This is a genomic window from Streptomyces sp. NBC_00224 (assembly GCF_041435195.1).
Classification (GTDB): Bacteria; Actinomycetota; Actinomycetes; order Streptomycetales; family Streptomycetaceae; genus Streptomyces.
The window spans coordinates 2692972-2706075 of sequence record NZ_CP108106.1 but is presented as its reverse complement, the minus strand read 5'-3'; the positions used below and the strand labels follow the sequence as shown (position 1 = coordinate 2706075).

At 74.0% G+C, this 13104-nt stretch carries 13 protein-coding genes; 6 read left to right on the top strand and 7 right to left on the bottom strand.

Annotation, left to right across the window (positions count from 1 at the left end; translation table 11 throughout):
- Positions 1-86: 86 nt before the first annotated feature.
- The 4 genes from OG965_RS12095 to OG965_RS12080 form a co-directional block, all read right to left on the bottom strand.
- Positions 87-740, bottom strand: coding sequence for a response regulator (locus tag OG965_RS12095; RefSeq protein ID WP_371651973.1), 654 nt, complete (start codon positions 738-740; stop codon positions 87-89).
- On the bottom strand, positions 737-1981 hold the full coding sequence (locus OG965_RS12090; protein ID WP_371651972.1) for a sensor histidine kinase: 1245 nt from the start codon (positions 1979-1981) through the stop codon (positions 737-739). The genes OG965_RS12095 and OG965_RS12090 overlap by 4 nt, the downstream gene beginning before the upstream one ends.
- A gap of 64 nt (positions 1982-2045) precedes the next feature.
- Complete coding sequence (locus tag OG965_RS12085) at positions 2046-2546, bottom strand: GNAT family N-acetyltransferase (protein WP_371651971.1); 501 nt, start codon at positions 2544-2546, stop codon at positions 2046-2048.
- 3 nt (positions 2547-2549) lie between these two features.
- Complete coding sequence (locus tag OG965_RS12080) at positions 2550-3320, bottom strand: IclR family transcriptional regulator (RefSeq protein WP_371651970.1); 771 nt, start codon at positions 3318-3320, stop codon at positions 2550-2552.
- Between the two features lie 194 nt (positions 3321-3514).
- Here OG965_RS12080 and OG965_RS12075 point away from each other — a divergent pair, with 194 nt between their 5' ends.
- Entirely contained in the window at positions 3515-5071 is a 1557-nt protein-coding gene (locus OG965_RS12075) for an aldehyde dehydrogenase (NADP(+)) (RefSeq protein WP_371651969.1), read from the top strand.
- A gap of 234 nt (positions 5072-5305) precedes the next feature.
- On the opposite strand, the gene OG965_RS12070 is transcribed toward OG965_RS12075, so the two are convergent.
- A complete protein-coding gene (locus OG965_RS12070) occupies positions 5306-6712 on the bottom strand; it encodes an MFS transporter (protein ID WP_371651968.1) in 1407 nt (468 codons plus the stop codon).
- A gap of 172 nt (positions 6713-6884) precedes the next feature.
- On the opposite strand from OG965_RS12070, the gene OG965_RS12065 reads away from it, so the two are divergent.
- The 3 genes from OG965_RS12065 (at position 6885) to OG965_RS12055 (ending at position 9779) form a co-directional block, all read left to right on the top strand.
- Entirely contained in the window at positions 6885-7805 is a 921-nt protein-coding gene (locus tag OG965_RS12065) for a GlxA family transcriptional regulator (protein ID WP_371656922.1), read from the top strand.
- A gap of 82 nt (positions 7806-7887) precedes the next feature.
- Positions 7888-8607 (top strand): DsbA family oxidoreductase, encoded by a 720-nt coding sequence (locus tag OG965_RS12060; RefSeq protein WP_371651967.1) that lies wholly within the window; start codon positions 7888-7890, stop codon positions 8605-8607.
- Between the two features lie 113 nt (positions 8608-8720).
- The gene (locus OG965_RS12055) at positions 8721-9779 is read left to right on the top strand and encodes an aminotransferase class V-fold PLP-dependent enzyme (RefSeq protein WP_371651966.1); all 1059 of its coding nucleotides are present in this window, start codon (positions 8721-8723) and stop codon (positions 9777-9779) included.
- A 122-nt stretch (positions 9780-9901) separates the two neighbouring features.
- On the opposite strand, the gene OG965_RS12050 is transcribed toward OG965_RS12055, so the two are convergent.
- Positions 9902-10435 (bottom strand): MarR family winged helix-turn-helix transcriptional regulator, encoded by a 534-nt coding sequence (locus OG965_RS12050; RefSeq protein WP_371651965.1) that lies wholly within the window; start codon positions 10433-10435, stop codon positions 9902-9904.
- A 93-nt stretch (positions 10436-10528) separates the two neighbouring features.
- Between OG965_RS12050 and OG965_RS12045 the strand changes: the two genes are divergently transcribed.
- On the top strand, positions 10529-11614 hold the full coding sequence (locus OG965_RS12045) for an alkene reductase (RefSeq protein WP_371651964.1): 1086 nt from the start codon (positions 10529-10531) through the stop codon (positions 11612-11614).
- Positions 11615-11667: 53 nt separating this feature from the next.
- The gene (locus OG965_RS12040) at positions 11668-12381 is read left to right on the top strand and encodes a hypothetical protein (RefSeq protein ID WP_371651963.1); all 714 of its coding nucleotides are present in this window, start codon (positions 11668-11670) and stop codon (positions 12379-12381) included.
- Here the strand turns inward: OG965_RS12040 and OG965_RS12035 are convergent.
- Entirely contained in the window at positions 12359-13018 is a 660-nt protein-coding gene (locus OG965_RS12035) for a hypothetical protein (protein WP_371651962.1), read from the bottom strand. The genes OG965_RS12040 and OG965_RS12035 overlap by 23 nt on opposite strands.
- Positions 13019-13104: the final 86 nt, after the last annotated feature.

Here is a 13104-nt window from a genome sequence, read left to right as displayed (position 1 = left end):
GAGGCGGCTGACGCGAATCGTTCCGTTTGGCCGGTTTTCTCAGGAAGCTCTCATCTGTCGCAGAGATCTCAGAGGTCTCAGAGGCCTCAGCGCGGTGTGATGAAGCCCGACTCGTACGCCGCGATCACCGCCTGGGTGCGGTCCCGCGCGCCCGTCTTCGCGAGCACCGACGCCACATGCGTCTTCGCCGTCGCCGGGCCGACGCCCATCCGGCCCGCGATCTCCGCGTTGGACAGCCCGGTCGCCATCAGCCGCAGTACGTCCGCCTCGCGCTCGGTGAGCCGGGCCGCCCAGGGCGGGGGCGCGGGCCGGGCCGAGGAGTGCAGCGCGGCGAGCTCCCGCACCGCCGACGGATAGAGCAGCGAGTCGCTGCGGGCCACCAGGCGCACCGCCTGGACCAGCTCCTCGGCCGCCGCCCGCTTCAGCAGGAACCCGGCGGCCCCGGCGCGCAGCGCGTCGTACACGTACGAGTCGTTCTCGAAGGTCGTCACCACCACGATCCGCGGCGGCGAGGGGAGCGTCGCCAGGATCTGCTCGGTGGCGCGGATGCCGTCGATCTCGGGCATGCGCACATCCATCAGGACGACGTCGGGGCGCAGTTCGCGCACCACCGAGACGGCCTGCGCGCCGGTCGCGGCCTCGCCCACGACCTCCAGGTCCGCCTCCGCCTCCAGGATGGCCCGCAGCGCGGTGCGCACCATCCGCTCGTCGTCCGCGAGCACCACCCGGACCGCGCTCATCGCGCACCCCCGGGCCTGCCCGCGACCGGGAAGCGGACGGCGAGCCGCCACCGGCCGTCCTCGGGGCCCGCCTGCGCGCGGCCGCCGAGCAGGGCGGCCCGCTCGGCTATCCCGCGCAGGCCCCGGCCGCCCCCCGGGCGCACCACCTGGGCCGTACCCGGCATGGGGTTCTCCATCACGATCTCCACTTCCTCGCCGTCGACGGCGATCCGCAGGGCCACGGGCGCGGCGCCGCCGTGCCGCAGGGCGTTGCTCAGCCCCTCCTGCACGATCCGGTACGCCTCGCGCGAGACCAGTTCCGGTACGGTGGCGAGGTCGCCGGCCGCCGTGTACGACACCTTCACGCCGGTATGCGACAGCAGCCCGTCGAGACCGGCGAGCCCGGGCCCGGCGCCCCCGGCCGCCTCGTCGTCCCCCTGCCGCAACAGGCCGAGCACGGAGTCGAGTTCACCGACCGTGCGCCGGGTCGTCTCCTCGATCGCCGCCAGCGCCTCCCGTACGAAGGCGGGGTCGCTGTCGAACACCCTGCGGGCCGCGCCCGCCTGGAGCGTCACCGCGCTCAGCGCGTGGCCCACCGAGTCGTGCAGCTCGCGGGCCAGCCGGTTGCGCACGGCCAGCTCCGCCGCCCGCTGCTCGGCCGCCGCCAGCCGGTCCGCGGGCGTGGGGCCGAGCAGCCGGGGCGCCCAGCGGGCGAGGAGCGCCCCGGCACCGGCCGCGCAGCAGTTCAGCGCCAGCAGTCCGGCGAGGCCGAGTGGCGGGGCGAGCAGCACCGCCCAGCCGCCGAAGGCGGGCAGCCCGAGGCGGGAGTCCCGCAGCGCCGCGAAGAACGGCAGCACGATCAGGGTCAGGGCGAACGGCGGCAGCGCGAGCGTCATCCCGCTGATGACCCCGCCGAGGCCGATGTGGAGCGTGAACCACCCGGCCGTGCGCGCCCGGGCCGCCCGCGAGCCGGCGGGCCCGTCCGCGAGTGCGGCCGGGGCGACCCCGCACAGCGCCCGGGCCGCCGCCACCGACAGCGGGCGGGCGACCGGGAACAGCGCGGAGACGGCGGCGATCGGCAACGCGCAGGCGAACGCGGCGAGTTGGAGGTGAAGGGTGGTGTAGACGTCCGCGCCGCCGGTGACCGCACCCACGATCACCGCGCCGAGCAGGAAGTACGGCATCAACGCCGCGCCGCCGAGCACCAGATGGACCCAGCGCAGCCGGGCCGTCCGGCCGAGCAGCCGGGTAGCGATGATCATCCGCACAGCGTAGGGGAGGACGGCGGGCGGGGTCCCGGTCCGGTGGAGTTCGGCCCGCGGGGGGTCAGCGCGCCAGCGCGAGGACGACCTCGTCGATCTCCGCGCCCCGGGCGTTGGCGAAGCCGCGGTCGTGGCCGACGATCTCGAAGCCGCACTTCTGGAGCACCCGGATCGAGCCGGTGTTGTCGGCGGCGGCACGGGCGTGCAGCGGGCGCTGCGGCACGAGCCCGACCAGCGCCGACAGGGCCGCGGTGGCGATGCCGCGGCCCCAGTGCGCGCGGTCCACCCAGTACGTCACCTCGCGGTGGTCCGGCGGGCCGTAGACCGCCGCGTGGCCCGCCACTTCGCCGTCGGCGAGCACCGTGCGTATCAGGTCGTCCGAGGCGCGGAGCCGGGCCCAGTGACTGTCGAAGCGGGCCCGGTCGGTGGGGTCCTCGGCGGCGAAGGCCGCGACCCGCACCGACTCGGGGTCGCTCATGTGCGAGAAGAACACCGGCAGATCGTCGTCGCGCACCTCCCGCAGGAGGACGGCCGGCCGGGCGTGCGAGGAGGAGGCGAGCGTCATGGGTCAGAGCCTACGGGTGGCCAGGGTGAGCCGGTCGCGGGCGTCGAACAGGGCGTCCTTGACCATCTGTTCGTGCGCCGGGGTCAGCCGCGCGACCGGCACCGAGCAGCTGATCGCGTCGCGCGCGGGGGTCCGGTACGGGATCGCGACGCCGAAGCAGCGCAGCCCCAGCGTGTTCTCCTCGCGGTCCACCGCGTACCCCTGCTCGCGGATCTGGTGCAGCTCCTCGATGAGCTTCTCGCGGTCGGTGATGGTGTGCTCGGTCAGCTGCTGGAGGGTCTCCGGGAGCAGCTTGCGCACCTGCTCGTCGCTGTGGGTGGCGAGCAGCGCCTTGCCGAGCGAGGTCGAGTGCGCGGGCAGTCGGCGGCCGACGCGGGTGAAGGGGCGCAGATAGTGCTGGGACTGGCGGGTGGCGAGGTAGACCACGTTGGTGCCGTCGAGGCGGGCGAGGTGGATGGTCTCCGTGGTGTCGTCGGAGAGCCGGTCCAGGGTGGGCCGGGCGGCCGTGACGACCTCGTCGCCGTCGATGTACGAGGTGCCGACCAGCAGGGCCCGGACGCCGATCCCGTACCGTGTGCCGGTGGCGTCGGTCTCCACCCAGCCGAGCTCCACCAGGGTGCGCAGCAGCATGTAGAGGCTGGATTTCGGGTATCCGACCGCCTCTTGGACCGCGGCGAGGGAGTGCATTCCGGGGCGCCCCGCGAAGTACTCCAGCAACTCCACCGTACGCACGGCGGACTTGACCTGGGCCCCACCTGTCTCGGCAGCCGACATTCGCCCTCGCCCCTTCTTCGTCTGCGCGTCTTGCCAACGCAGAACGCCCGTCAATAGAGTCCAGCATATTCACCAACAGGAACGCTGTTCAGAATACCGAACAAATCCTGGTGGCGGAGCAGGGCGGGCAAGGATGACGAGCAAGGTCCCGTTCCCGGACCACGGGCAGGGCCGGAAGCCGGAAGGACATCGTGGTGAGCACAGCACCAGTCTGGAGTGTCGACCCCCGTACCGGGAAGCCGCGCGAGGAAGTCGCTTCCGAGGCGACGGAGTACGAGGTCGACGAAGCGGTCCGGGCCGCCTGGGCGGTGCGCGGCGCGCTCGCCGACCGGACCGTACGGGCCGCGCTGCTGCGGACCGCCGCCGACCTTCTCGACGGGGCGGCCGAGCACGTGGTGGAGGCCGCCGACGCCGAGACGGCCCTCGGGCCGGTCCGGCTCACCGGCGAACTCGCCCGGACCACCGCCCAGTTGCGGGCGTTCGCGGACGTCGTGGACGAGGGCGCCTTCCTCGACGTGCGCATCGACCACGCCGATGCGGGCCGCACCCCGCCGTGGCCGGACCTGCGCCGGATGAAGGTGCCGCTGGGGGTGGTCGCGGTCTACTCGGCGTCCAACTTCCCGCTCGCCTTCTCCGTTCCCGGCGGGGACACGGCGAGCGCGCTGGCGGCCGGCTGCCCGGTCGTGGTCAAGGCGCACCCGGCCCACCCGGCCACCTCCGAGCTGTGCGTCTCGCTGCTGCGGCGGGCGGCGGTACGGGTCGGGCTGCCGCAGGACGTGGTGGCGCTGGTGCACGGCTTCGACGCGGGCGTCGCGCTGGTGCGCCACCCGCTGGTCTCGGCGGCGGGCTTCACCGGTTCGGTACGGGGAGGGCGCGCCCTCTTCGACGCGGCGGCGGCCCGGCCGGTGCCGATCCCCTTCCACGGCGAACTGGGGTCGCTGAACCCGGTCGTGGTCACCGAGGCGGCGGCCGAGGAGCGCGGCGAGCAGATCGGGGCGGGGCTCGGGGCGTCGATGACGCTGGGCGTCGGCCAGTTCTGCACCAAGCCGGGCTTTGTACTGGCGCCCGTCGGTGCCGGGGGTGACGCGCTGGTCAAGGCGCTGATGGCGGTGGTGAGCGACTCCGAGGCGGGGGTGATGCTCGACCACCGGATGCGGGACGCGTTCGTGGCCGGGGTCGCCGAGCGGGCCGCGCTCGACGGGGTCGGGGCGCCGGTGACGCCGGGTTCCGGCGGGGAGCACACGGTGAGCGCGGGGTTCCTGACGGTGGGGGCGGCTGTGCTCGGCTCGCCGGGACCGCACGATCTGCTCCTGGAGGAGTGCTTCGGGCCGGTGACGGTGGTGGCGCGGTATGAGCACCCGTCCGAAATCGGAGCGGTGCTCTCGCGGTTGCCGGGGAACCTGACGGCGACGCTTCAGCTGTCGGCGGGGGAGGCGGCGGGGGCCGAGGGCGGGGCTGCGGCGCGGCTGCTCCTCGCCGAGCTGACGGCTCTCGCGGGGCGGGTCCTGGTGGACGGGTGGCCGACGGGGGTGGCGGTGGCGCCGGCCCAGCATCACGGGGGGCCGTACCCGGCCACGACGTCGACGTCCACGTCGGTGGGGGCGACGGCGGTCGAGCGGTGGCTGCGGCCGGTGACGTACCAGAGCACGCCGGAGGGGCTGCTTCCGGAGGAGTTGCGGGAGGGGGGTGGGGTGGGGGTCCCTCGCCGGGTGGACGGCCGGTTGGAGCTCCCCACCCCGCCCCTTCCCTAAACCCTCCGGGGGTGGGTGGGGGTGGAGGTGGGGTTTCCCGGGGGCTGCGCCCCCGGACCTCCGTTGCGGGGGCTCCGCCCCCTGCACCCCGCTTCGGGGCTCCGCCCCGGACCCCGCTCCTCAAACGCCGGAGGGGCTGGATTTGGCCGGGGCTGGAGGTGCCTTAAGGGGCGCGGGGAACTGCGCGACCAGCCCCCACCGGGCCCGCAGACAAATCCCGCACCCCCCGGAGGGCTACCGCAGCCGCCGCGTAGCGACCGCCGTTCCCGCGAACAGGGTCGCCGCCACTACCAGCCACACCCTCATCCCGGGCACGAATCCCCCCGCCACCAGCGCCCCCGACATCGCCACACTCAGCGCCCCGGCGACCTGGCGCGCCGCGTTCAGTACGCCCGCCGCCAGGCCCGCCCGTTCCTGCGGCAGGGACTCCATCATCGCGGCGGTCAGGGCCGGGATCGATAGGCCGCAGCCGAGGGCCAGGGGGATCAGGAGGAAGGCCACCAGCAGGGTGGGTGTGTGCTCGTCGGGGACGAGGAGCAGGAGCAGGCCCGCCAGGGCCACCAGCTGGCCGATCATCATCGGGCGGCGCGGGCCGTAGCGGTTGGCGAGTTTGCCGGAGAGGACGTTCGTCGCCGGGATCAGGGCCGTCATCGGCAGGAACATCAGTCCCGCCGCCAGCGCCGACTCCCCCCGCACCCGCTGGAAGTAGAGAGAGAAGACGAAGATCACTCCGTAGAACGCCACACTCGCCGCCGCGCCGACCGCGACCGCCACCGCGACCGTCGGCGTACGGAACAGGCCGAGCGGGACGACCGGATGGGCCGCGCGCGACTCGATCAGCAGGAAGGCCGATCCGGAGACGAGCGCCACCGCGCCCGCCACCACCCGTACCGGTCCGGACTCGATCACGGCGAAGGCGAGCGCGGCCAGGGCCACCACCGCCGTCAGCTGGCCGGGCAGGTCCAGCGGCGCGGGGCGGCGCTCGGAGCGCGGGGCGCGGGCCGTCAGGGCCAGGGCCGCCAGGCCCAGCGGGAGGTTGATGAAGAAGATCCCGCGCCAGTCCCAGGCCGTGGTGAGCGCCCCGCCCGCGACGGGGCCGAGCGCCACCGCGACCGAGCCGCCCGCCGCCCACAGCGCCACCGCGCGGGCCCGCCGCGCCGGATCCGCGTACGCCTGGCGCACCAGGGCGAGCGAGGCGGGCAGCACCACGGCGGCGGCCGCGCCCTGCACCACCCGGGCCCCGATCAACACCCCCAGGTCCGGGGCGAGGCCGCAGGCGGCCGAGGCGAGGACGAAGACGACCGTGCCCAGTGCGTACGCCCGAGCCGAGCCGATCCGGTCCGCGAAGGCGCCGGTCGACAGCATCAGCGCCGCGAACGCGAGCGTGTACGCGTCGACCACCCACTGCAGCCCGGACATCCCGCCGCCCAGGTCGGAGCCGATCGCGGGCAGCGCCACGTTCACCACGGACGCGTCCAGCGTGATCAGGGCGAAGCCGAGGAGCGCGGCGGCGAGGGTGAGGCCGGGGGAGGGGGAGGTGGAGCGGGGCGACTTCGGCCGTATCGACCCGTCGGCGGTCAACTGGTCGGTGGTCAACTGGTCGGCGGAGGGGACGGGTTGGCGTACGGCGTTGGATGGCATGCCCTCAGCCTGACGAACCGCAGCCGGTTAGAGTAGTGGCCTGAATGCCATGCACCCGGAGGTTCTGGCCATGAAGTCCGACCGGCAGCCCGCTGAGGGCAAGCCCACCGACCGGCCGTCCGCCCCGTGGCGGCCCCACCGCGTCGTCGTCATCGCGCCCTCCCCCGTATCGATGTTCAACCTCGCCATCCCCGAGCTGCTCTTCGCCAAGGTGGAGATCGACGGTGCCCCCGGGTACGAGCTGACCGTCTGCACCCCGGAGCCGGGCCCGGTCGCCACCACCGGCGGGCTCGATCTGTACGTGGGCCGGGGCCTGGACGCCGTGGCGGACGCCGACACCGTCCTGGTCGCGGGGACGGGGCAGCGCTATGTGCCCGACCCGCGCATGGTGGAGGCCGTCCGCGCGGCCGCCGCCGACGGAACCCGGATCACCTCCATCTGCAGCGGCGCCTTCGTCCTCGCCGAGGCCGGACTGCTCGACGGGCGCAGTGCCACCACGTACTGGGAGCTCGCCGAGGAGCTGCGCCGGCGCTACCCGACCCTCGACCTCAAGGGCGATGTCCTCTACGTCGAGGACGGGGACGTCATGACCTCGTCCGGATACGCGGCCGGGATCGACATGTGCCTGCACGTCATCCGTACCGACTACGGCGCCGCCGTCGCCAACCAGGTGGCGAGGGCCGCGCTGGTCGCCCCGGTGCGGCCCGGCGGGCAGACCCAGTTCACCCAGACCCCGCTGCCCGCCGAGCGGGGCGTGGTCTGCGCCGACACCCGGGGCTGGGCGATGCGCAACCTGGACAAGCCGCTCACCCTCACCGACCTGGCCCGGCACGCGGGGGTGAGCGTGCGCACCCTGACCCGCCGCTTCCACGCCGAGAGCGGGGTCAGCCCGCTGCAGTGGCTGCTGCACCAGCGCATCGAGCGGGCCAAGGAGCTCCTGGAGACCACCGCGCTCGCCATGGACCAGATCGCCGAGGCCAGCGGCCTGGGCAGCGCCGACTCGCTCCGCGCCCATCTGGTCCGGCGCACCGGTCTGACCCCGAGCTCGTACCGGGCCACCTTCAGCAGGCTGGAGACGACCGCGGTGGGCTGACCGGGGAATGCGGCGGCCGCCCCGTACGTTCTAATACTTGAAAGTGATACAACCTCCCCCGAGAGAATCCGAGAGAAGTGACATGCGCGTCGAGATCTGGAGCGACATCGCCTGCCCGTGGTGCTACATCGGCAAGGCCCGTTTCGAGAAGGGCCTGGCGGAGTTCGCCCACCGCGACGGCATCGAGGTCGTGCACCGCTCCTTCGAGCTCGACCCGAACCGCGCCAAGGACGCGGTCGGCCCGGTGATCCCGATGCTGGCCGAGAAGTACGGTCGCACCCTGGACGAGGCCCGGGGCATGGAGGAGCACGTCGCCTCCAACGCGCACGCCGAGGGGCTGGGCTACCTCACCGAGGGCCGGGACCACGGCAACACCTTCGACATCCACCGGCTGCTCCACCTCGCCAAGGCCCGGGGCCGCCAGGAGGCGCTGCTCGACCTCGCCTACCGGGCCAACTTCGCCGAGGAGCGCTCGGTCTTCGACGCCGCCGTCCTGCTGGAGCTGGCCGTCGAGGCGGGCCTGGACGCCGACGAGGCGAAGGCTGTGCTCGCCGACGAGAGCGCGTACGCCGACGAGGTGCGCGCGGACGAGGCCGAGGCCGCCGCGCTCGGCGCGAGCGCGGTGCCGTTCTTCGTGGTCGACCGCAAGTACGGGATCTCCGGCGGCCAGCCCGCCGAGGTGTTCACGCAGGCCCTTGAGCAGGCCTGGCAGGAGCACACGCCCGTCCTCGCCACGCTCGGCGCCGCCTCGGCCGAGGGCGAGGCGTGCGGCCCGGACGGGTGCGAGGTCCCGCGCGCGTGACGTACGTACGGGCGTGGCGTCGGCTGTCTCGGCCCAACCCGTAAGCAACCGTTGACGGTTCCCTCCGCCTTTTGTCGATTGACCCCGGGGCGGGGGGACCGCAGGGTGGGATCATGGAGATCCTGGAGCCTTTGTCGGGCGACGCGTTCGCGCCCGAGACGACGTATCTGAACACCTCCGGCTGCGGTCTGCTGCCCCGGCGTGCCGTGGACGCCATCGCGCGGCTCGCCGGGGAGAACCTGGCGGGCACCCGCGAGGGCGCGGGCAGCTTCGACGCGCTCGCCGCCGTCCGAGGCTCGTTCGCCCGGCTCACCGGGGTCGGCGCCGACCGGGTCGCGCTCGGCTCGTCGGTCTCGGTGCACGTCGCCCTCGTCGCCCACTCGCTGCCCGCCGGGGCCGAAGTCCTCGCCCCCGAGGGCGAGTTCAGCTCGGTGGTGCAGCCCTTCGCGGTGCGCGGCGACCTCAAGATGCGGTACGTGCCGCTGGAGTCGCTGGCCGAGGCGGTACGGCCGGGCACCGCCCTGGTCGCCTTCTCGTCCGTCCAGTCCGTCGACGGGCGGGTCGCGGACCTCGACGCCGTACGGGCCGCCGCGGCCGCGCACGGGGCCCGTACGCTCCTCGACGCCAGCCAGTCGGCGGGCTGGCTGCCCCTGGACGCGGGCGCGTACGACTACACGGTCACGGCCGGTTTCAAGTTTCTTGCCTGCCCGCGCGGCACGTCGTTCCTCACCGTGACGGAGGAGGCGCAGGAGCAGCTGGCGCCGCTGCACTCGGGGTGGTTCGCGGCGGAGGACCTGTCCGACAACTACGGGCCGGTCCGGGAGCTCGCCGGGTCCGCGCGGCGCTACGACGAGCCCGGCTCGTTCCTGTCGTACCACGCGGCCGCGGAGTCGCTAGCGCTTCTTGAGGCCGTGGGGATCGAGGCGGTGTGTGCGCACGACCTGGCGCTGGCGGGGCGGTTGCGGGCGGGGCTCGCCGACCTGGGGCACCGGGCCGTCTCCGAGTCCTCGGCGGTCGTCGCCGTGCCGGGGCTGGACGGCCTTCAGCCGGAGTTGGTGCGGGGCGGGGTGTACGCGTCCGCGCGGGGTGGGAATCTGCGGTTCGCCGTCCACCTGTACAACTCGTCCGCGGACGTCGACCGGGCGCTGGAGGTGCTGGGCGCGGCGCTTTAGGGCCGGATTTTGGCTGCGGACCGTGCTGGGCTGGTCGCGGCCAATCCCCTGGGCGGCCCGGAGGGGCGCATTTAAGGGGCGCGGGGAACTGCGCGACCAGCCCACCACGACCCGCAGGTGAATCACGCACCCGCCGGGGGAGCGCCCTCTCCGGACGGGCACTCCGCCGCCGCCATCGGGCACAAGTTCGCCTCCACCTTGTTCAACAGGCGGGCCAGTTCGGCGCGTTCCGCCGTGGTCAGGCCCGCCAGGGTCTTCTCCTCCAGGCCGTTCCACGCCGCCTCCACCGCGTCGTGCAGGGCGCAGCTGGCCTCCGTCGCCTCCACCAGGGAGGCGCGGCGGTCGGCGGGGTCGGGGCGGCGGCGAACCTGGCCCGTCTGCTCCAGGCGCTGGAGCATCTTCGTCACCGTCGACGGGTCCAGCTCCAGCGCCTTGATCAGCTCGGACTGGCGCACCGCGCCCGCGTCCCACAGATGCATCATCAAGATCTCCTGGCCCGCGTAGAGCCCGGTCGCGCGCAGCAGCCGGCCCGCGGCGACGCGGTGCAGCCGGGCCACCCGTGAGACGGCGTGGCTGATCGGGCCGCCGCGCGCCGCACCCGGGGTGCGGGACAACTCCGTACAGAGGGGGTCTTGGCTGCGCGCGTCCGTGGTCATGCCACAACTTTACCTTGGTCGGCCAATCAATGGGTTACAGTGAAGCGCGTCGAATTACTTGGCCGACCAACATAACCCTCCCCTGGAGCTGTCATGAGCACCGCCTTCGACCCGATCGACCTGCCCGGCCTCCGCCTCCCCAACCGCATCGCCATGGCGCCGATGACCCGCAGCCGCGCCTACGGCCCGGGCAACTCGCCCACCGCGTCCACGGCCGCGTACTACGCCCAGCGGGCCGGTGCCGGGCTGATCATCAGCGAGGGCATCCAGCCGGCCGCCGTCGGCCAGGGCTACCCCGACACCCCCGGCCTGCACAGCGAGGAGCAGGTCGCCGCCTGGCGCGAGGTCACCGACGCCGTGCACGCCCAGGGCGGGCGCATCTTCGCCCAGCTGATGCACGCCGGCCGCATCGGCCACCCCGACCTGCTGCCCGGCGACCTGGTCAACGTCGCCCCGTCGCCGGTTGCCGCCGCCGGGAAGGTCTACACGCACGACGGCCCGCTGGACTTCGTCACCCCGCGCGAGCTGACGGACGCCGAGGTCGTCGAGACCATCGGCCAGTACGCGTCGGCGGCGCGCAACGCCATCGCGGCCGGCTTCGACGGGGTCGAGCTGCACGGCGCCAACGGCTATCTCATCCACCAGTTCCTGGCGCCCACCACCAACCTGCGCACCGACCGCTGGGGCGGCTCCGACGAGGCCCGCACCCGGTTCGCCGTCGAGGTCGTCAAGGCCGTCGCCGCCGAGATCGGCGCGGGCCGCACCGCCCTGCGCATCTCGCCCGCGAACGGCTACAACGACATCAGCGAGCCCGCGCCGGAGGCCACGTACACCGCGCTGGTGCGCGAGCTGGAGACCGTCGGGCTCGCCTATCTGCACATCCTGGAGGGCGGCCCCGGGCTCCGCGAGCTCACCGGGACCCTGCGCAAGCTGTTCAACGGCACGGTCGTGCTCAACGCGGCCACCGACGGCCCCACCGGCCCGGACGCGCTCGCGCTCATCGAGGACGGCACCGCCGACCTGCTCTCGTACGGGGCGCTCTTCCTCGCCAACCCGGACCTGCCGCAGCGCCTTGAGACGGGCGGCCCGTTCAACGCCCCCGACCCGGCCACCTTCTTCGGCGGCGACGACAAGGGCTACCTCGACTACCCGGCACTGGACGCCGCCCTCGTCGTCTGAGCCGGGCGAAAAACCCCTGGTCACGGCCCGGTCCTACGGGGGAGGATCGGGCCGTGACCAGGGATATCGAGAGCGACATCGAGCAGGACGTACGGGTGCGTGCCGCCGCCCGCAACAACGCCGACTGGTGTGCGGCGCTCTGCCGTGCACACGGCATCACGGGCGAGTGGGACCCCCGCGCCTGGACCAGCGCGCAGCGCACCCCGCCGCTCTACCCCGACGCGGTGACCCTCGACCCGGGCGCCGGGCCGCGCGAGATCGTGGAGCGGATCGACGCCTCACCGGGCGCCTCGGTCAAGGACAGCTTCGCCGCTCTCGACCTGACGGCCGACGGCTTCGAGGTCCTCTTCGACGCCCAGTGGATCCACCGCCCCGCGCCGGAGACGGGCGCGGGAGGGTGGGAACTCGTGCGCACGGAAGCCGAGTTGGCGCGGTGGGAGCAGGCGTGGTCGGACGGGGACAGCAGTGGACTGTTCCCGGCCGCGCTCCTCGCCGACGGCTCCCACGCGTTCCTCGCGGCGCGGGACGCGGCGGGCCGGATCGTCGCGGGCGCCGTCGCCAGCGAGGGCGCCTCGGTGGTGGGCGTCTCCAACCTGTTCGCGGCCGACGGCGACCTGGACGCGGCCTGGGCCGGCTGCCTGGGCGCGCTCGCCCGGCACCGGCCCGGCCTCGACGTGGTCGGCTACGAGAGCGGCGACGACCTCGCGGCCGCCGTCCGCGCCGGGTTCACCCCGGTCGGCGGGCTCAGGATCTGGCTGCGCCACTGAGCGGTTCTCCGTACCAGCGCCAGGACTCCTGGCGCGGCAGGTCCGGCAGATCCGCCCGGCCGGTGGCCCACAGCAGCACGCGCCACCGGTCCGGATCCGCCGGAACCTCGCGGAACAGCCGGGCGAGCACCCGGTCGCACAGCCCGCCCGGCGGCGCCCAGGTGACCCCGAGGCCCGCCGCCACGTCGTAGGTGTGCAGCAGCGTCTCCACGACACCCATCGCCGCGAAGCCCTCCGGGTCCGAGTTGCCGAAACCGTGGTGGGCGCGGACGTCCGGGGACGCCGTGCGGACCATCGCGGTCAGCAGGGCGCCGCTGGCCTCCAGGGTCTGGAGGAGCCCGGCGGGCCCGGCCGCGCGGTCCGCGTGCACCGCGTTGCGCGGCCCGCCGGGACGTTTCGCCTCCCACAGGTACGGCACCTCGCCGTCGAGCGGGGGCTGCTGCGGGCCGAGCTGCACGGCGTACGCGAAGAGGTCGTCCGAGAGGTGCTCGACGGTCTCCCAGCAGTCCCACTCCAGGGAACCGGCCTTCACGCTCCAGTCCGCGGCAAGCCCCGCCCGCAGTGCGGTGACCGAGAGCCGTACGACGTGCTCGACATCGGCCGCGGTGACGGGAGTTCGTGAAGATTCATCAGCCATGGGGCGACCGTACCAACGATCACTGTGCGGGGGTGCTGTGACTCCCGGGGGCACCCCCCGGGAGTCACAGCACCCCCGGCCGGGGC

Bases quoted from the DNA above. Each gene is read 5' to 3' on its own strand.
- OG965_RS12045 (WP_371651964.1), top strand. From the start codon at position 10,529: ATGAGCACCGCCTTCGACCCGATCGACCTGCCCGGCCTCCGCCTCCCC.
- OG965_RS12070 (WP_371651968.1), bottom strand. From the start codon at position 6,712: ATGCCATCCAACGCCGTACGCCAACCCGTCCCCTCCGCCGACCAGTTG.
- OG965_RS12050 (WP_371651965.1), bottom strand. From the start codon at position 10,435: ATGACCACGGACGCGCGCAGCCAAGACCCCCTCTGTACGGAGTTGTCC.
- OG965_RS12095 (WP_371651973.1), bottom strand. From the start codon at position 740: ATGAGCGCGGTCCGGGTGGTGCTCGCGGACGACGAGCGGATGGTGCGC.
- OG965_RS12055 (WP_371651966.1), top strand. From the start codon at position 8,721: ATGGAGATCCTGGAGCCTTTGTCGGGCGACGCGTTCGCGCCCGAGACG.
- OG965_RS12065 (WP_371656922.1), top strand. From the start codon at position 6,885: ATGTTCAACCTCGCCATCCCCGAGCTGCTCTTCGCCAAGGTGGAGATC.
- OG965_RS12090 (WP_371651972.1), bottom strand. From the start codon at position 1,981: ATGATCATCGCTACCCGGCTGCTCGGCCGGACGGCCCGGCTGCGCTGG.
- OG965_RS12085 (WP_371651971.1), bottom strand. From the start codon at position 2,546: ATGACGCTCGCCTCCTCCTCGCACGCCCGGCCGGCCGTCCTCCTGCGG.
- OG965_RS12080 (WP_371651970.1), bottom strand. From the start codon at position 3,320: ATGTCGGCTGCCGAGACAGGTGGGGCCCAGGTCAAGTCCGCCGTGCGT.
- OG965_RS12060 (WP_371651967.1), top strand. From the start codon at position 7,888: ATGCGCGTCGAGATCTGGAGCGACATCGCCTGCCCGTGGTGCTACATC.
- OG965_RS12035 (WP_371651962.1), bottom strand. From the start codon at position 13,018: ATGGCTGATGAATCTTCACGAACTCCCGTCACCGCGGCCGATGTCGAG.